Raw genomic sequence first — 17,029 nt, forward strand, 5'->3', positions numbered from 1 at the left:
GGAGCCTGTCATCGGGCGGCGCTACGCGCCGACCCGGTGGCTCGCAATGATGTTGGGGCGCGGCTGCATGCCAGCCCTGATACCCGCTTGCTTGACGTGGCCCGGCTTCATCAGCCCTATGCCGCTCAATTCAAACCTCTCTCCGGTCCTCCGTGGCGCTTCCTCCGCTTGATTCTCCGCAATGGCACAGCTCGTTCCGCGCCTTCTTCTGGGGCGTGCGGTCGGTCGGCTCGACCATCCTGGCGCTGGTGCTGTTTGCGACCTATCTCGGCATCGGGGCGTTGGCGCATGACACGCATTTCTCGCTGGCCTGGACCTTGGCGAGCACGGTGTTCGTCTGGGCTGGACCGGCGCAGATCATCCTGGTGTCGACGTTGGGCTCCGGCGCGACCATCCTGCAGTCGGCGATTGCGGTGAGCGTCAGCGCCATCCGCCTGTTTCCGATGGTGGTGTCAGTCTTGCCAATGATGCGGACGCCAAAGACAAAACGGCGGCACCTGATCCTGGTGGCGCATCTCACCGCGGTGACGCTGTGGGTCGAATGCCATCGCTTTCTGCCACAGGTGCCGCGGGAGCGCCGCATCGCCTTCATTCATGGGCTCGGCTGCGGATTGGTCTTTCTCTCAGTGGTGGCCAACACGATCGGCTATTTGCTGGCGGCCAATCTTTCGCAGCTTTTCGCCGCGGCGATCCTGATGCTGACGCCCCTGGCGTTCCTGTTCTCGACCGCGCGCAATTGCCGCGAGCTGGCCGACGGCATCGCGCTCGCGCTCGGACTGGCACTGTATCCATTGGCGACGCTGCTCAACAGCGGCCTCGACATCCTGGTCAGTGGCGTCGTCGCCGGCACCGTCGCCTATGGCGTACACCGGGCAAGGGCAAAGGCGATCGCATGAGCACCTTCATCGGCGACTGGCACGCGCTCGTGGTCCTGTTCGTGGCCGGCGTGATCCCCAACCAGATCTGGCGCATGCTGGGCCTGTGGTTCGGCGGCGGACTCGATGAGGGCTCGGAGCTTCTCGTGTGGGTGAGGGCAGTCGCGACCGCGATTCTCGCCGGCGTCATCGCCCAGATCGTGGTGCAGCCGCCCGGCGCGCTCGCAAGCGTTCCGGCCCTGTTGCGCTATGGGGCCGTGGCCGCAGGATTCGCCGCGTTCATGCTGTCGCGGAGGTCGATCTTCGCAGGCGTTGCAATCGGCGAAGTGATCCTGGTCGGCGGCCAATGGTGGCTCGGCTGATTGCAGCCGCCGCGCAATGCGCTACTGTCGATCGGCAAGCTGCTATCTGTGGATTGAGACATGGTTCGAGAAGGTGAGATACGCCCGGGCGAAGTCGCCGTCGAGATGCCCCCGGCGCAGGACGCCGGCCTGATCTTCATCGGCCGCATCCGCACGCCCTGGACCTCGCGGCTGACGACGCCGCGCCAAGGCCGCCAGGACGGGCCCGTCTGTCGTCTGGAGATTTTCGAGCCCTGGGTGCCCGCCATCAAGGGCGTCGATTTCTACGAAAATCTCGAAGTGCTCTACTGGCTGCACCAGTCGCGCCGCGACCTCGTGCTGCAGAGCCCGAAGAGCAACGGCAAGACCCGCGGCGCCTTCTCGCTTCGCTCCCCGGTGCGACCGAACCCGATCGCGACCTCGATCGTGAAGCTGGTCGGCGTCGAGGGCAACGTCATCCTGGTGCGCGGATTGGACTGTCTCGACGAGACGCCGCTGCTCGACGTCAAGCCCGACCGCTGCGAGTTCACGCCGCTCGCGCCGCCACAGCCCGGCGATTTCGAGACGGAGTGATTTTCTCGTCCCGGTCGTCATTCCGGGGCGCGCGCAGCGCGAGCCCGGAATCCATTTCGCCGCAGCGCATGTGGTCCAATGGATTCCGGGCCTGCGCCTGACGGCGCATCCCGGAATGACGAGTGGAGAGAGCCGTTACCCCAGCGCGGCGATCAGCTTGGTCGCATTGTCCTCCAGCACCTTCGCATCCTCCTTGCGGCTTGCAGGCGGCAACAGCGCGACGCCGTCCTGGCGCGGCATCACATGCATGTGGAGGTGGAAGACGACCTGGCCGCCGGCTGGCTCGTTGAACTGCTGCACGGTGATGCCGTCGGCCTGAAAGGCTTTCATCGCCGCTGCGGCGATCTTGTGGGCGGCGCGCGCGACATGGGCGTAATCGTCGGGCGAGATGTCGAGGATGTTGCGGGCGGGGGCCTTCGGGATCACGAGCGTATGGCCGGGCGAGCGCGGCATGATGTCGAGGAAGGCCAGCACGTACTCATTTTCGTAGACCTTGTAGCAGGGGAATTCGCCGCGCAGGATCTTTGCGAAGGGATTTTGGGGGTCATAGGCGGGCATGGCGGTTCCTCACATCAGTCTGAAGTTCTCGGGTCCTAGCAGAAAGCTCAAGCCTCGTCGCCGCCCTTGCGGAACGGGCCAGCGTCAGTGAGCTCACGGCCGACCTCGGCGACATAGGCGCGCTCGCGCTTGAGGTAATCGGCGATCGCCCGGCGCAGACCTGGGTCCGCGATATAGTGGGCGGAATAGGTCGTCTGCGGCAAATATCCGCGTGCGAGCTTGTGCTCGCCTTGCGCGCCGGCCTCGACCACCTTCAATCCGTTCTGGATGGCGAAGTCGATCGCCTGATAGTAGCAGACCTCGAAATGCAGGAACGGATGGTGCTCCATCGCGCCCCAGTTGCGGCCGAACAGCGTGTCCGAACCGATGAAGTTGATGGCGCCCGCAATCCAGCGTCCATTGCGCTTGGCCATCACCAGCAGCACGTCCTTGGCCATGCTCTGGCCGATCAGCGAGAAGAATTTCCGGTTCAGGTACGGCCGGCCCCATTTGCGCGAGCCGGTCTCCATGTAGAAGTCGAAGAACGCGTCCCACGCATCCTCGGTGATCTCCTCGCCAGTTAGCCAGTGGATCGTCACACCAGCCGCAAGCGCCTCGCGCCGCTCGCGCTTGATCGCCTTGCGGTGGCGCGAATTCAGCGTGGCGAGGAAATCGTCGAAGCTCTTGAAGCCGGCGTTGTGCCAGTGGAACTGCTGGTCGGTCCGCTGCAGGAAACCATGTCCGCCCAGAAACTTTGCTTCGTCCTCGCCTGCGAAGGTCACGTGCACGGAGGAGGCCTCGGTGGCCTCGCACAGCGCCATCAGGCCATGGGCAAGCGCCGACCTGATCTGCTCACGGGGGATGCCGTTGCGAAGCAGGAGGCGGGGCCCGGTGGCCGGCGTGAAGGGGACCGACACCTGGAGCTTCGGATAATACCGGCCGCCGGCGCGCTCATAGGCGTCCGCCCAGCCGCGATCGAAAACGTATTCGCCCTGCGAGTGGGACTTGAGATAGCAGGGGACGATCCCGGCGATCTCGCCATCCAGCCTGGCCAGCAGATGCCGCGGCCCCCAGCCGGTCCGCGCAACGGCCGAGCCAGAGGCCTCCAACGCTGCAAAAAAGGCATGTGAAACGAATGGGTTATAGGAAGGTCTTGCATGGATGCACGCAAGACCTCCGGAACTGGGTAAAGCCAGCGTGTCGAGGGCGTCGAGCGAGGTGGGATCGACCGTCGGATTGGCACAAGCGTCCCAATCGGCAGCCTTGATGTCGCTGACGGACGGAACGGCTTCGAGGGTGATTTCAGATGAGGCCATTGAGAATTTGAACCGGTCCCCTGTGCGAGCGGCCATCGCCCATGGTGACCTGCGCCTTGGAAAGATCGTGCATCGCAATGCCGACTTCAAGGCCGCCAGCCACATCTCAGGTTCCCGGCATGAAACCTTCGAAGATCATCTGGTCGGCATAGCGTGCCGCTTTCGCGCGCTGCTCCGCCGTGCGCACGGTCCAGGCCAGAAGCGGGCAGCCGAACAGGTTTCGGGCGATCCAGGGAGCGGGCGCCGGCAACTGCTCGACCCAAAAGGCGACGAAATGCGGCTCGGTGCGAAAGCCGTGGCGCAGGTACAGCATGCTGTCGCGCTGTGCCGGCGTGAGCTTGGCCCAATACCCGTCGTCATAATTGCGCTGGGCGGTGATGCCACGATGAAGTCTTGGCATGATCTCGCGCAGCGCCAGCACCTGGTCCGGATCAAAGGACATGCCGACCACGGGGCCGGCATAGCTGCTCAGCACCTCGGCCATCCGCTTCACCAATTTGCGGTCGCCATCGAAATGGCTCTTCACCTCGACCAGGAGCGGCACGCGGCCGGCAACCAGCGCGCAGAGGTCGCCGAGCGACATCATGCGCTCCGCGGTGTCCTTGAACCTGACGGTCTTCAGTTCGGTCGCCGTCTTGGTGAGCAGGAGGCCCGCGCCGTCGGTGAGCCGGCCAAGCGCATCGTCGTGATGCACCATGGCCTCGCCGTCGGCGGTAAGCTGGATATCGCACTCGATGGTGAAATTGCCCGCGATGGCCGCCTCTGCCGCCGCCGGCATGTTCTCGATGATGCCGCGCGCGGCATCATGCAGGCCGCGATGGGCGACCGGCCGTGCCGTCAGCCAGTCGGGGGCCCGCATCGCTCAGATGACCTCGAACAATCCTTCGACTTCCACAGCGGCGTCCGCCGGCAGCGAAGCGACGCCAACGGTGGTGCGGGCGTGCCGGCCCTTGTCGCCGAAGGCGGCCACCATCAGGTCTGAGGCGCCGTTCAGCACCTTCGGTGCGTCCAGGAAGTCGGGTGTCGAATTGATGAAGCCGCCGAGCCGCACCACGCGCGCGACCTTGTCGAGGTCGCCGAGCGCGGCCTTGATCTGCGCAAACAGGTTGATCGCGCAGCCGCGGGCGGCGGCCTGACCCTGCTCGAGGGTGACGCCGGCGCCGAGCTTGCCCTTGGCGATCAGCTTGCCCTGGCCATCGAAGCAAAGCTGGCCGGAGACGAACAGCAGGTTGCCGGTCCGGACGAAGCCGACATAGTTCGCCACGGGAGCAGCGGGCTCGGGCAGGGTAATGCCCTGTGCCGCCAGTTTCTGTTCGACCGTACCTGCCATGTTTTCCGTCCCCGGTTCAGTGACAATCAGGGCGCGCTGTTTCGCGCATCGCGCCGCCGCTTTCAAGTCGGCCGCGGATCGGTCAAGGACGGCGCTTTGCTGCGTAAACCGCGGTGAAATATGCTGAAAACGCGTCACTCGCGTCCTTGGCGTTACCTTTTTGTGAAACTGCCCCAGTTGCGGCGCAATAGAGCCGTCACTATTGTGACGAATCGCCCGTTTCCTAAAGGGATATACATGGCCCGCCTGTTCCGGATTCCGCCGCGCGTTTTGGCGATGACTATTGCCGTAGCCGCAGGATCGGGATTCACCAACGGAGCGGCGACGGCCGGAACGGTGCCGTTTCTGTCGCATCAGGCGCTCTACGAGCTCAATCTCGTGAAGTCGCGTGGTTCCAACGCGATCAGCGGCGTGCGCGGGCGCATCCTCTACAATTTCTCCGGCAGCACCTGCGAGGGCTACACATCCGAATTCCGCCAGGTATCGGAGCTCGACAGCGGCGAGGGCAAGGTTACGCTCTCCGACCTGCGCTCTTCGTCCTGGGAGGATGCCGCCGGCAAGAGCTACCGGTTCAAGATCGATACGCGGATGAACGACGGCGATTCCGCGCCGGTGGATGGTGTGGCGGAGCGGGTGGGCGACCACATCACGGTCAAGCTGAAGCAGCCGGTGGCGAAGACCTTTCAGCTCGACGGCAAAGTCGTATTTCCGACCGAGCAGATCCAGCACATCATCACTGCTGCGCGCGAGGGCAAGAGCGTGCTCGAGCTCACGGTCTATGACGGCTCCGACAATGGCGAAAAGGTCTACAACACGCTTTCGGTAATCGGACAGCCGATCCCCGCCGAGCGCGCGCCGGCGTCGCCCGATGCTTCGAGCACGAACGATGCGATGAAAGCGATGACCCGCTGGCCGGTGACGGTGAGCTACTATGACCGGGACGCCAAGGCCGTTGATGGCGAGCAGACGCCGGTCTACGCGATGTCGTTCGAGCTCTATGAGAACGGCGTCTCCCGTGCGCTGGTGCTGGATTACAATGACTTCGTGATATCAGGCGCGATGGGCAAGTTCGACGTCAAGGACTCGAAGCCGTGTAAGTGAGGTATTATTCGCGGCGTACTCTGCCGTCATGCCCGGGCTTGTCCCGGGCATCCACGTTCTTGCCGCCACCGCGAAGGCGTGGATGGCCGGGACAAGCCCGGCCATGACGATGGAGGCCTATTCAGCCTTCGCCGGCCCCTTGTAAGAAATCCCCCTAATCACCGCCGCGTTTCCGAACTTCTTGCGCAAGTCATCCATTGCGCGCTCGGCATGGGCGGAGCGTCGGTCGAGCATGTCGGTGTCGTCGGCCGCCGATCCCGGCCGCAGCGCGCTGACGCCGACGCCCATCAGGCGGAAGGCGGTGCCGTCGATCTCCTTCGCCAGCATCTCGCGCGACACCGCAAAGATCTTTCCGGCGAGCTGGGTGGGCGCCGCGATCGATTGCGAGCGGGTGCGCGGTCGGAAATCGGCGGTCTTCAGCTTCAAGGTGATGGTGGAACCTGCAAGCTCGCTGTTCTTCAGCCGCGCCGAGACCTTCTCGGACAATCTCCACAGCAGCCTTTCCAGCGTGACGAAATCGCGGATGTCGTTCTCGAACGTGGTCTCGCTCGAGATCGTCTTGGCGCCGCGATCGGCTACCACGCGGCGGTCGTCGATGCCGCGCGCAAGTCGCCATAGCCTTCGGCCTTCGCTGGCGAACTGCTTCATCAGCTCGTTCTCGTCCGCGCGCTGCAGGTCGGCGATGGTGCGAAAGCCGCGATGGATCAGCCTTTCCTGGGTCGCAGGGCCGACGCCGAAGATGAATCCGACCGGCTTGTCCGCGAGCATCTCGCGCGCTTCGTCCTGGTCGAGCGTGGCGAAGCCACGCGGCTTGTCGAGGTCGGACGCGATCTTGGCCAGGAACTTGTTGCAGGACAGCCCGACCGACACCGTGATGCCGATATTGCGCTCGACGTCGCGGGCAAAGCCCGCAAGCACTTTCGCCGGGATCATGCCATGGACGCGCTCAGTACCGGAGAGATCGAGGAAGGCCTCGTCGATCGACAACGGCTCGACCAGGGGCGTCAGCGCCTGCATCGCGTGGCGCACCTCGCGGCCGACGCGAACATATTTCGCCATGTCCGGCGGGATCACGGTTGCCGACGGGCAAAGCTCAAGTGCTTTGAACATCGGCATGGCCGAGCGCACGCCAAAAGTCCGCGCGACGTAGCAGGCGGCCGAGACCACGCCGCGCTTGCCGCCGCCGATGATGACGGGCTTGTCGGCGAGATCGGGGTTGTCGCGTTTCTCGACCGTGGCGTAGAAGGCGTCGCAATCGATATGCGCCAGCGCAAGCCGGGGGAGGGCGTCATGGCGAACCAGGCGCGGCGAGCCGCAACGGCTGCAGCGCCTTGCCTTGAAGTCGAGATCGCCGAGACAATCCCGGCAGAAGCAGCGGGGGCCGTTGCTCGTGAGCGGAGCGCTCACGGCACGTCGCGTTCCCATTTGGGATCGTTCAAGACCTGGTGGGCCGCGGCGATGTTGGTCGGGTGCAGCTCGGAAGCCTTCGCAAACGCCTGCACGGTCGCATCATCCCGCATCACGAAATCGAGCACCGAGCTAAGGAACTTTGGATCGGAGGCGGCCGAGCGGAGCGTCTCCGGGCCGATTCCCGTCTCGGCCAGGAACAGGCCCAGCCTTTCGGGGTCGCCGGCGATGAAACCCAGCGCCTGAACCGCAACGATTTCAGCTACTTCGCGGGGATTTTGAACAGGCTTTTTCAACGGCCGGTTTGCCTTTCCGTTAACTTATGTTCTCTAATGAGACGCATCATGCCCGAGTCTTTCGGACCTGTTCAAGCAAGTGGAAACCACGCCACACAAGATAGCGTCGGGCTTAACGAGTTTGAGCGAATCTGGCGCTAGTTTGATTTTACATTTCGACGCGCCCGAGCGCGGTATCGAACGTACCGTATCAGGGACTGTTTCCTACGGCTTTGGAGGGACGGGATGGCCAAGACCGTCCTGATCGTGGAGGACAACGAGCTCAATATGAAGCTCTTTCGCGACCTGCTGGAGGCGCACGGTTATCAGACCTCCGGCACGAGCAACGGCTTCGAAGCGCTCGATCTGGTCCGCAAGCTGCATCCCGACCTGATCCTGATGGACATCCAGCTTCCGCAGGTCTCCGGGCTCGAAGTCACGCGCTGGATCAAGGATGATCCCGATCTGCGCAAGATCCCGGTGGTCGCGGTCACCGCGTTCGCGATGAAGGGCGATGAGGAACGCATCCGCGAGGGCGGATGCGAGGCCTATTTGTCCAAACCAATTTCGGTCGGCAAATTCATTGAGACTGTCCGACGCTTTATCGGGTAGGGGAGTAGAGTTTCGATGTCTGCGCGTATCCTCGTGGTCGATGACGTTCCCGCGAACGTCAAGTTGTTGGAAGCACGACTGTCGGCCGAATATTTCGACGTGCTGACCGCTTCCAACGGCGCCGAGGCCCTGCAGATCTGCGGTCGTGCCGAGTGCGATATCATCCTGCTCGACGTCATGATGCCTGACATGGATGGCTTCGAGGTGTGCCGCCGCCTCAAGTCCAACCCGGCCACGCACTTCATTCCGGTCGTCATCGTCACCGCGCTCGACAGCCCCGCCGATCGCGTGCGCGGGTTGGAAGCCGGCGCAGACGACTTCCTGACCAAACCGGTGTCCGACGTCGTGCTGATCGCACGCGTGCGCTCGCTGACGCGACTGAAGATGATGACCGATGAATTGCGCATGCGCGCGATCACCTCGCTCGAGATCGGCATGCAGGCGCCCGAACGCAGCGCGATTGCCGACAAGGGGCTTGGCGGCCGCATCCTTCTGGTCGACGACCGGCCGTCGTCCTACGAACGGCTCGCACCGATGCTGTCGGCCGAGCATACGGTCGATGTCGAGACCAACCCGGCGGAAGCGCTGTTCAATGCCGCCGAGGGCAATTACGACCTGCTGATTGTCTCGCTCAGCCTCGACAATTACGACGGCCTGCGGCTTTGCAGCCAGGCGCGCTCGCTGGAGCGGACCCGCCAATTGCCGATCCTCGCCATCTCGGATGCGGACAACAATGCGCGGCTGCTGCGTGGGCTCGAGATCGGCGTCAACGATTACCTGCTGCGCCCGATCGACAAGAACGAACTGTTGGCGCGGGCGCGCACGCAAATTCGGCGCCGGCGCTATACCGATCATCTGCGCGACAATGTGCAGAACTCGATCGAGATGGCGATCACGGACGCGCTGACCGGGCTGCATAACCGCCGCTACATGGAGAGCCATCTGGGGACCCTCGCCGAACAGGCCTCCGCCCGCGGCAAGCCGCTGGCGCTGATGATCCTCGACATCGATTACTTCAAGGCGATCAACGACACCTATGGTCATGACGCCGGCGACGACGTCCTGCGCGACTTCGCGACACGGATCCGCAAATCGATCCGCGGCATTGATCTCGCCTGCCGCTATGGCGGCGAGGAATTCGTGATCGTTATGCCGGAAACCGACCTTCACGTCGCCAGCATGGTCGCCGAACGCCTGCGCCGCTCGATCGCCGGTGAATCCTTCTCCATCAACAAGGGCGCCAACCGCATCGAGGTCACGATCTCGATCGGTCTCACCACGCTGGAGCGCAAGGGCGAGTCGGTCTCCGACGTGCTCAAGCGCGCTGACAACGCGCTCTACCGCGCCAAGCACGATGGCCGGAACAGGGTGGTCTCAGCGGCGGCATAGCCGCTCCGTAGCGCGCGGGATGCGGCGTGCCCGCGGAGAGAACCCCTCATCCGTCGCGCATTGCATGCGCGCCACCTTCTCCCACAAGGGGAGAAGGAAAGGACGCGCCATCGCCGTTCGAACAGAATTCGTCCCTGCCTTGCAGGTGCCGGTTGATGCGCCCTCGCCCCTTGTGGGAGAGGACTGCTCCGGTACCAGCAACGTACTCGTTTGGGTGAGGGGTTCTCTCCACGGGCACGTGCGCTCATCGTCCGCCCCCGGATTACGCTTTCGCTTCATCCGGGCTACTGACCTTCACCCCGGCATTCTCCAGCAGCACCCGCGCCGCATCTTTCGCCGCGCGCGCCATCGCGGGATCGTCGCGGACGAGATCCTGCGCGATCGAGCCATCGACCAGCAATTGCAGTTGGATCGCAAGCCCCTCCGGATCGGCAACGCCTAGGTCGACCAATCGATCGCGAAACCACAGCCGCCGACTTTCCTTGAAGGCGATGGCGATCTTCTTGACCGACTGGTCTTCGCCGCCGAGTTCGGCGACCGCGTTGACGAAGGGGCAGCCGCGAAAATCCTTGGCGCCGAAACGACGCTCCAGCGCATCGAAGGTGCCGAGGATCTGCTCGACCGGTGACTTGTCCGACGGCTTCGGCTGCACGAAGCGATGCTCGAGATAGGCCGCGATCAGCGCGTCCTTAGACGGAAAGTGATTGTAGAGGGTGCGCTTGCTGATACCGATCTCGGCGGAGATCGTGTCGACGCCGATGGCGCGAATGCCCTTCAGGTAGAACAGCCGGTCGGCGGTCTGAAGGATGCGGTCCTTCATCGTCTGTTTCTGGTGCGGAGAAGCCATGCGTTGGCTCCGTATCTCACTCGCTTGACAGCACCCCTCCCTTATAGCCAAGGTACACAGGTCTGTGTAACTAAAAAATGCGTGAATCGCAGGTGGACCTTGCTGCGCCGCCATCGATAGGGAGAACAAAAACAATGCCCTTGCTGCAAGTCCTGCGTCCCACGCTGCCCATCCTGATCGGAGCCTCGATCATGCTCACGCTGAGCATGGGCCTGCGCCAGAGCCTCGGCATCTTCATGCAGCCGCTGACGCACGACATCCGGATTTCTGTTTCCGACTTCACGCTGGCGCTGGCGGTGCAGAACCTCGCCTGGGGCTTCCTGCAGCCGCTCGCCGGCGCCATGACGGTACGGTACGGCTTTCGTCCGATCATGGTGGTTGGTTCGCTGCTCTATATCGCGGGCCTTGCGTTCATGGCGGGCGCGCACGGCGTCATCAGCATCATGATCGGCGGTGGGGTCCTGATCGGTACCTCGATGGCGTGCACGGCGGCCGCGATCGCGATGTCGGTCGCTGCCCGCGCGGTGCCCGAGACGGTGCGCTCGACGGTGCTTGGCATCGTCTCCGGTGCCGGATCGCTCGGCGCGCTGCTGTCGGCCCCGATCGGACAGCTTCTCAATGAAGGTTTCGGCTGGCGCGTCGGTTTGCTCGGCTTCGTGGTGCTGGCGCTCGCGATGATTCCTGCCGCCTGGTACGCGGGTCGCATCGACAAGGTCCCGCTGCCCAAGCCAAGGTCATCCGAGGACATCGGCGAGGCTACCGCAGCCATTGCCGCGCGAGCAGCGCTCGGCAACGCCTCGTTCGTTGTGATGACTTGCGCCTATCTCGTTTGCGGCATGCAACTCGTCTTCCTCACCACGCATCTGCCGTCCTATCTCGCGATCTGCGGCCTCGATCCAATGCTGAGCGCGCAGACGCTCGGCATGATTGGCGGCTTTAACGTACTCGGCTCTCTCTTCTTCGGCTGGGCCGGCCAGCGCTGGAACAAGCTTGCGCTGCTGGGCATGATCTACATCCTGCGCTCGCTGGCGCTCGCCTGGTATTTCATGCTGCCGGCGACGCCTGCCTCCACGCTGCTGTTCGGAGCCATCATGGGCTTCCTGTGGATGGGCGTCGGCCCGCTGGTCGCGGGCGCCGTGGCGGAGATGTTTGGGCTGCGCTGGCAGGCGATGATCCAGGGGCTCGCGTTCATGAGCCACCAGATCGGCAGCTTCCTCGGCGCCTATGGGGGAGGGCTGCTGTACGATGCGCTCGGCTCCTACACCATCGCCTGGCGCATCGGCGTCGCGCTGGGGCTTGCCGGCGGCATCATCCAGGTGGCGTTTGCGCTGATGCGGCCCTCGCAGCCGCCGCTATTGAAGGCGGCGTAAAGTCCGCGCCGGTGGCTAGTCATCCGCGGAGGACTGCTGCGCCATGCCGACGGCCATCGTGGCTGATTAAATTATGGTCAGTGAGGTGCTTTCAAAATCGGCAGCAGCCAAGTCAGTTCACGCGTTGGTGAACGAGAGACGATGTTGATTCAACGGGTTTTCTCTGCATGGTTGGTGGCACGAAACTTGATTAAGTCTGGCTAAGAATTGGGAGTCGGAGACCGACACGGACGTCTTCCGACTTTGGTATCTCTGAAAAGGCTGGCAGCCCATGAGGCTAGTCGCCGCCAATCCCCAGCCACTGAAACTCGACGGCCGTGCCGCGGCGCCGAGTTGCCCGAGCTTTGTGCCCAGGTCGGGCACGTTGCCAATTCTGGGCAAGCACTGCAGGCCGATTGCGGCGCTCCAAAGCACTGCGAAAACCCGACGAGCGGGCCACAGCAGACATTTGGTGACGTCCGTTGAGCAGCAAGCCGCGCGTGTGCGGGCGCGGCAAAACCTCTCTTCAAGCCTTTCGCCGACTTCTCTTGCGACGGGAGAAAGATGATGCACTCAAGAATCTATGCGAGCCAAAGGCTCGTGAAATTCGCGGCTGCTTTCCTGGCGACTTTCCTGGCAATTGCGCTCCTCGGTCTCGCACTGGGCGACATTGCGTTTGCGCAGGACGCGACGCCGCCGGCCTGCGGCGGCAAGGTCCTTGAAAAGTGCACGCCGAACTCGGGTGACACGGCGTGGATGCTCACATCCGTCGCGCTCGTCTTGATGATGACGATCCCGGGCCTCGGCCTGTTCTATGGCGGCATGGTGCGCAAGAAGAACGTCGGCGACACCGTGATGACCAGTTTCGCGGTCACCTGCCTCGTCACCATTCTATTCGCCATTCTGACTTACAGCATGGCATTTCGCGCTGGCACGCCCTTTGTCGGCGGCCTCGATCGCATGTTCCTCAAGGACATGCTGAGCGACATCGGCAAGGGCGGAATTGGCAATCCCAATCCGCTTGCTCCAACCATTCCCGAGGCCGTGTACATCTGCTTTCAGATGACATTTGCCATCATCACGCCGGCGCTGATTGCCGGCGCATTTGCCGAGCGCATGAAATTCTCGGCCATGCTCTGGTTCATCGGCCTGTGGGCGATCCTGGTCTATGCGCCGGTTGCGCACTGGGTCTGGGGACCCGACGGCGTCTTCGCCGCTGCCAACGAGAACGCATGGGTGAAGGTGCTCGATTTCGCCGGCGGTACCGTCGTGCATATCAATGCCGGCGTGGCAGGTCTGATGTGCGCCATCATGCTCGGCAAGCGCAAGGAGACGGGGCCTGCTCACAACATGGTTCTCACCTTTATCGGGGCCTCTTTGCTCTGGGTTGGCTGGTTCGGTTTCAACGCCGGCTCCGCCGTCTCGGCGGGGATGCAGGCGGGCATGGCCATGCTGGTGACGCAGATCGCCACCGCGGTTGCTGCCTTCACCTGGATGCTGGTGGAATGGACGCTCAAGGGCAAGCCGACCGTCATCGGCATCTGCTCGGGCGCGGTCGCGGGCCTCGTCGCCATCACGCCGGCTTCCGGTTTCGTGGGACCGATCGGCTCCTTTGCAATTGGAATTGGCGCAGGCGTCTTCTGCTATTGGGGATGCACCGGCTTGAAGCGCACGTTCAACTATGATGACGCGCTCGATTGCTTCGGCGTGCATGCGATTGGCGGCATCGTCGGGGCACTGCTCACCGGCGTGTTCGCGGTCGAACAATACGGGGGGACGGCCGGCGTTCTGGAGGGGAACGCTGGTCAGTTCTTCAACCAGTGCGTCGGCGTGGCCTCCGTGATCGTTTACGATGCCGTCGTCAGCTTGATCATCCTCGCTGCGGTCAAGGTGTTCGTCGGGCTTCGGGTGCACGAGGACGCCGAGCGCGACGGCCTCGACCTCGCGCTGCATGGTGAAGTGGTGCACTGACTTAGCTCCGGTAGTAACGCCACATCCTGAGGAACGTCCGATGGATGTCGTCGGGCGACCGGTCGAATGGCTCCAGGTTGACGCACACCACGGCGCGGTGATCCATGCGCCACGGCAGCCGCATCAAGCGGCGATAGGCCGGCTGCTTGCGCCAGTCGGCGACGAGCGCGCCGCTGAGGGGCATGCTGAGCGCGATCTGCAATTCATGGACGGTCATCGCGCGCTCGGCGATCTGGACGAGGTCGATGCGTTCGATGGCGCGCCAGCGGATCAGGCCGAAGGCCTGGATGAAGATGCCGTACTGATTGGCGCCGATGGTCGGGCGCCCGGTCTCCAGCAGGGGAATGTTGTAGTAGGTGAAGCCAGCCGCCGCAGCCGCAAGCGCCAGCCAATACAGCGCGCCGGTGATCCAGGTGGCTGTGAAGAAGATCGCGGCGAGGGCGGCGGTGATGTAGACGGGAAAGTAGATGTCCTCGCGGCCATATGCGACCGAGTAACCGCCGACGCTTCCTTCGTCCAAGGTTGCGATCATGTGAGCCCTTGCCCCCGGGCCACAAAATAAAAACGGGGCCGCGAGGCCCCGTTCGAGTGGGTAGTGTCCCGCGATCTTACTTGATCTTGGCTTCGCGGAATTCGACGTGCTTGCGCGCGACCGGATCGTACTTCTTCTTGACCAGTTTGTCGGTCATGGTGCGCGAATTCTTCTTGGCGACGTAGTAGTAGCCGGTGTCGGCGGACGACACGAGCTTGACCTTGATGGTGACCGCCTTGGCCATGTCAAAACCTCAGGAAATGTGGGGTATAGGAGCCGGCCAAGCGGCCCGCGTTTGGCCGGCAAACTAGTCAGAATCGGCCCAAAGTCAAGGTTTTCCGGACCCAAACCGGCCCAATTCGGGCGGATCAGTGCGCGAAAAACCGGTTTTTCGGCCGCGGCAGGCCCAGATTCTCCCGCAGCGTCTTGCCTTCATACTCCTTGCGGAAGATCCCGCGCTTCTGCAGTTCCGGCACCACCTTGTCGACGAAATCGTAGAGCCCACCCGGCAGGTACGGGAACATGATGTTGAAGCCGTCGGAGGCATAGCTCGTTAGCCATTCCTCCATCTGGTCGGCGATCAGTTTCGGAGTGCCGACGAAGGCCAGGCCGCCATAGCCGCCGACGCGCTGTGCGAGCTGACGCACGGTGAGCTTGTCGCGCGCGGCGACGTCGACCAGGCGCTGGCGCCCGCTCTTGCTGGCATTGGTTTCGGGGATCGGCGGCAACGGCCCATCCGGATCGAATCCGGACGCGTCGGTGCCCAGGATCACCGAGAGCGAGGCGATCGCGCTGTCGTAGTGCACGCGGCTGTCGAGCAGGGCCCGCTTCTCCTTGGCCTCCTCGACGCTGTCGCCGACGACGACGAAGGCGCCCGGCAGGATCTTCAGATGCTCGCGGTCGCGGCCGAGCTTGTCCATGCGGCCCTTGATGTCGGCATAAAGCTTCTGCCCGTCGCTGAGACTGCCGCCACCGGTGAACACCGCTTCCGCCGTCTCCGCGGCGAGCTGCTTGCCGTCCTCCGAGGCGCCGGCCTGCACGATCACCGGCCAGCCCTGCACCGGGCGCGCGATGTTCAGGGGGCCGCGCACCTTCAGGTATTTTCCCTCATGATTGAGCACATGCATCTTCTCGGGATCGACGAACAGCCCGGATTCGACGTCGCGCACGAAGGCATCATCGGCAAAGGAATCCCAGAGCCCGGTGACGACGTCGTAGAACTCCCGCGCGCGCCGATAGCGTTCGGCATGCTCCATATGGTCGTCGAGCCCGAAATTGAGCGCCGCATCCGGATTGGAGGTGGTGACGATATTCCAGCCGGCGCGGCCGCCGCTGATGTGGTCGAGCGAGGCAAAGCGGCGGGCGACATGATAGGGCTCGTCGAACGTGGTCGAGCCGGTCGCGACCAGGCCGATATTCTCCGTCACCGTCGCGAGCGCCGACAGCAGCGTGAACGGCTCGAACGAGGTCACGGTGTGGCTGCGCTTCAGCGCATTGATCGGCATGTTCAGCACGGCCAGATGGTCCGCCATGAAGAAGGCGTCGAACTTGCCGGCTTCCAGCTTCTGGGCGAGCTGCTTGATATGGGAAAAGTTGAAATTGGCGTCCGGCCACGCGCCGGGATAGCGCCATGCGCCGGTGTGGATGCTGATCGGCCGCATGAACGCGCCGAGCTTGAGTTGACGCTGTGCCATCTGCCCCGTTTCCGTGTGGGTCGTTCAGATGCAGATAGGCACGAAGCACGGCGGCGCCACCGGGAAGATTATTTTGTTTTTGCACACTTGCGCGACATGCCTGTCACGCTCCCAAAATGTCCTTCTGCATCCTGCCGCCGTAGAAATGGAAGAACGGCACCGGAGCGTCGTGGTTGAGCGGACCGGTAGCAAGCCGGCGGTCGAGCTCGGCCAGCACGTTCTTGGTCATGGCATGGGCGTCCGCCAGTGGCTCGGAGCCGATCTCGACCCAGACCAGCTCGACCAATTCCGCATCGGCATGCACCACGCCCTCGACGCGGTGGGCGATGGCGGAGGCATCCGCCGTGAAGAAGCGCGTGTCGAAGCGGCGGACACGGCCAGGCGGGGTGATCGCGCGCGCGATGAGGAACAGGCCGGAGGGGTCGGGCAACAGGCCGGCATCGGCGAACGGCTTCCACGGACCATCGAGGTTGCCGGGCTTCTCAGCCTTGCGGCCGAGGCACAGGCCGGTCTCCTCGCAGGCCTCGCGGATCGCCGCATTGGCGAGCGCACGCGCGCGGCCGGGCGTGATCTTCGGGCTGCCCTTCAGCAGGTTCGTCTCGAGCTCCTTGCTGATCGGAGCGGCGACCGGGACGCGGTTGTCGGCCGCATCAACGCGGCCGCCGGGAAAGACGTATTTGCCGGGCATGAACACGACCTTGTCGTGGCGCTTGCCGACCAGCACCTTCGGCCTCGCGCTGGAGCGGTCGATCAGGATCAGCGTCGCGGCATCCTTGGGCCGGAAATACGGATGATGATCCGCTTCCTTTTCTTCCTTGACTTCCGCTTTGATCGCGGTCGCTGCTTCGGTCATTCCATCCCCGTTTGTTATTTTTTTGAA

The 17,029-nt window shown here is 63.6% G+C and carries 19 protein-coding genes; 8 read left to right on the forward strand and 11 right to left on the reverse strand.

The features are described from left to right. The first annotated feature begins 152 nt into the window (after positions 1–152). From AC5ZG1_RS21725 to tsaA, 3 genes are read left to right on the forward strand one after another with little or no spacing between them, the layout of a single operon-like run. The gene (locus AC5ZG1_RS21725; protein ID WP_496134043.1) at positions 153–896 is read left to right on the forward strand and encodes an AzlC family ABC transporter permease; all 744 of its coding nucleotides are present in this window, start codon (positions 153–155) and stop codon (positions 894–896) included. Next, positions 893–1,237, forward strand: coding sequence for an AzlD domain-containing protein (locus tag AC5ZG1_RS21730; RefSeq protein ID WP_208822340.1), 345 nt, complete (start codon positions 893–895; stop codon positions 1,235–1,237). Before AC5ZG1_RS21725 ends, AC5ZG1_RS21730 begins: the two co-directional genes overlap by 4 nt. A gap of 60 nt (positions 1,238–1,297) precedes the next feature. Continuing rightward, the gene (gene tsaA, locus AC5ZG1_RS21735) at positions 1,298–1,789 is read left to right on the forward strand and encodes a tRNA (N6-threonylcarbamoyladenosine(37)-N6)-methyltransferase TrmO (RefSeq protein WP_496134044.1); all 492 of its coding nucleotides are present in this window, start codon (positions 1,298–1,300) and stop codon (positions 1,787–1,789) included. 135 nt (positions 1,790–1,924) lie between these two features. Here the strand turns inward: tsaA and AC5ZG1_RS21740 are convergent, their stop codons facing one another. The 4 genes from AC5ZG1_RS21740 to AC5ZG1_RS21755 all read right to left on the reverse strand — a co-directional run bounded on the left by AC5ZG1_RS21740 (position 1,925) and on the right by AC5ZG1_RS21755 (position 4,972). After that, on the reverse strand, positions 1,925–2,347 hold the full coding sequence (locus AC5ZG1_RS21740; RefSeq protein WP_130228733.1) for an HIT domain-containing protein: 423 nt from the start codon (positions 2,345–2,347) through the stop codon (positions 1,925–1,927). 47 nt (positions 2,348–2,394) lie between these two features. Next, on the reverse strand, positions 2,395–3,642 hold the full coding sequence (locus tag AC5ZG1_RS21745; RefSeq protein WP_456644183.1) for a GNAT family N-acetyltransferase: 1,248 nt from the start codon (positions 3,640–3,642) through the stop codon (positions 2,395–2,397). A 106-nt stretch (positions 3,643–3,748) separates the two neighbouring features. Then, entirely contained in the window at positions 3,749–4,501 is a 753-nt protein-coding gene (locus AC5ZG1_RS21750; protein ID WP_456644182.1) for a glycerophosphodiester phosphodiesterase family protein, read from the reverse strand. Positions 4,502–4,504: 3 nt separating this feature from the next. Continuing rightward, positions 4,505–4,972: a RidA family protein gene (locus AC5ZG1_RS21755; RefSeq protein ID WP_130228743.1), complete on the reverse strand. Its 468-nt coding sequence runs from the start codon at positions 4,970–4,972 to the stop codon at positions 4,505–4,507. A gap of 237 nt (positions 4,973–5,209) precedes the next feature. Between AC5ZG1_RS21755 and AC5ZG1_RS21760 the strand changes: the two genes are divergently transcribed. Then, the gene (locus AC5ZG1_RS21760; protein WP_456644181.1) at positions 5,210–6,073 is read left to right on the forward strand and encodes a cell envelope integrity EipB family protein; all 864 of its coding nucleotides are present in this window, start codon (positions 5,210–5,212) and stop codon (positions 6,071–6,073) included. A gap of 117 nt (positions 6,074–6,190) precedes the next feature. Here AC5ZG1_RS21760 and AC5ZG1_RS21765 read toward each other — a convergent pair whose 3' ends face one another. Together AC5ZG1_RS21765 and AC5ZG1_RS21770 are read right to left on the reverse strand one after the other, a co-directional pair. Continuing rightward, positions 6,191–7,498: a DNA polymerase IV gene (locus AC5ZG1_RS21765; RefSeq protein WP_496134045.1), complete on the reverse strand. Its 1,308-nt coding sequence runs from the start codon at positions 7,496–7,498 to the stop codon at positions 6,191–6,193. Beyond that, positions 7,477–7,776: a DUF3572 domain-containing protein gene (locus AC5ZG1_RS21770; protein ID WP_028163956.1), complete on the reverse strand. Its 300-nt coding sequence runs from the start codon at positions 7,774–7,776 to the stop codon at positions 7,477–7,479. Before AC5ZG1_RS21770 ends, AC5ZG1_RS21765 begins: the two co-directional genes overlap by 22 nt. 225 nt (positions 7,777–8,001) lie before the next feature. On the opposite strand from AC5ZG1_RS21770, the gene AC5ZG1_RS21775 reads away from it, so the two are divergent. After that, complete coding sequence (locus AC5ZG1_RS21775) at positions 8,002–8,367, forward strand: response regulator (protein WP_027581229.1); 366 nt, start codon at positions 8,002–8,004, stop codon at positions 8,365–8,367. A 15-nt stretch (positions 8,368–8,382) separates the two neighbouring features. Further along, a complete protein-coding gene (locus tag AC5ZG1_RS21780; protein ID WP_496134046.1) occupies positions 8,383–9,756 on the forward strand; it encodes a PleD family two-component system response regulator in 1,374 nt (457 codons plus the stop codon). Positions 9,757–10,018: 262 nt separating this feature from the next. Here AC5ZG1_RS21780 and AC5ZG1_RS21785 read toward each other — a convergent pair whose 3' ends face one another. Beyond that, the gene (locus AC5ZG1_RS21785) at positions 10,019–10,603 is read right to left on the reverse strand and encodes a TetR/AcrR family transcriptional regulator (protein WP_496134047.1); all 585 of its coding nucleotides are present in this window, start codon (positions 10,601–10,603) and stop codon (positions 10,019–10,021) included. A gap of 134 nt (positions 10,604–10,737) precedes the next feature. On the opposite strand from AC5ZG1_RS21785, the gene AC5ZG1_RS21790 reads away from it, so the two are divergent. Together AC5ZG1_RS21790 and AC5ZG1_RS21795 are read left to right on the forward strand one after the other, a co-directional pair. Beyond that, positions 10,738–11,973 carry an MFS transporter gene (locus AC5ZG1_RS21790; protein ID WP_456644178.1) on the forward strand — a complete coding sequence of 412 codons (1,236 nt, stop codon included), beginning with the start codon at positions 10,738–10,740 and terminating at the stop codon, positions 11,971–11,973. Between the two features lie 543 nt (positions 11,974–12,516). After that, complete coding sequence (locus AC5ZG1_RS21795; RefSeq protein ID WP_456644177.1) at positions 12,517–13,923, forward strand: ammonium transporter; 1,407 nt, start codon at positions 12,517–12,519, stop codon at positions 13,921–13,923. 1 nt (position 13,924) lies between these two features. On the opposite strand, the gene AC5ZG1_RS21800 is transcribed toward AC5ZG1_RS21795, so the two are convergent. The 4 genes from AC5ZG1_RS21800 to AC5ZG1_RS21815 all read right to left on the reverse strand — a co-directional run bounded on the left by AC5ZG1_RS21800 (position 13,925) and on the right by AC5ZG1_RS21815 (position 17,002). Beyond that, positions 13,925–14,455: a hypothetical protein gene (locus tag AC5ZG1_RS21800; RefSeq protein ID WP_028163947.1), complete on the reverse strand. Its 531-nt coding sequence runs from the start codon at positions 14,453–14,455 to the stop codon at positions 13,925–13,927. A gap of 76 nt (positions 14,456–14,531) precedes the next feature. After that, positions 14,532–14,699 carry a 50S ribosomal protein L33 gene (rpmG, locus tag AC5ZG1_RS21805; protein WP_027581235.1) on the reverse strand — a complete coding sequence of 56 codons (168 nt, stop codon included), beginning with the start codon at positions 14,697–14,699 and terminating at the stop codon, positions 14,532–14,534. A 124-nt stretch (positions 14,700–14,823) separates the two neighbouring features. Continuing rightward, complete coding sequence (locus AC5ZG1_RS21810; protein WP_496134048.1) at positions 14,824–16,149, reverse strand: LLM class flavin-dependent oxidoreductase; 1,326 nt, start codon at positions 16,147–16,149, stop codon at positions 14,824–14,826. Between the two features lie 103 nt (positions 16,150–16,252). Further along, positions 16,253–17,002, reverse strand: a complete 750-nt coding sequence (locus AC5ZG1_RS21815) for an NUDIX hydrolase (RefSeq protein WP_130231029.1) — start codon at positions 17,000–17,002, stop codon at positions 16,253–16,255. Between the last annotated feature and the right edge of the window lie 27 nt (positions 17,003–17,029).

This window comes from Bradyrhizobium sp. Leo78 (assembly GCF_059512425.1).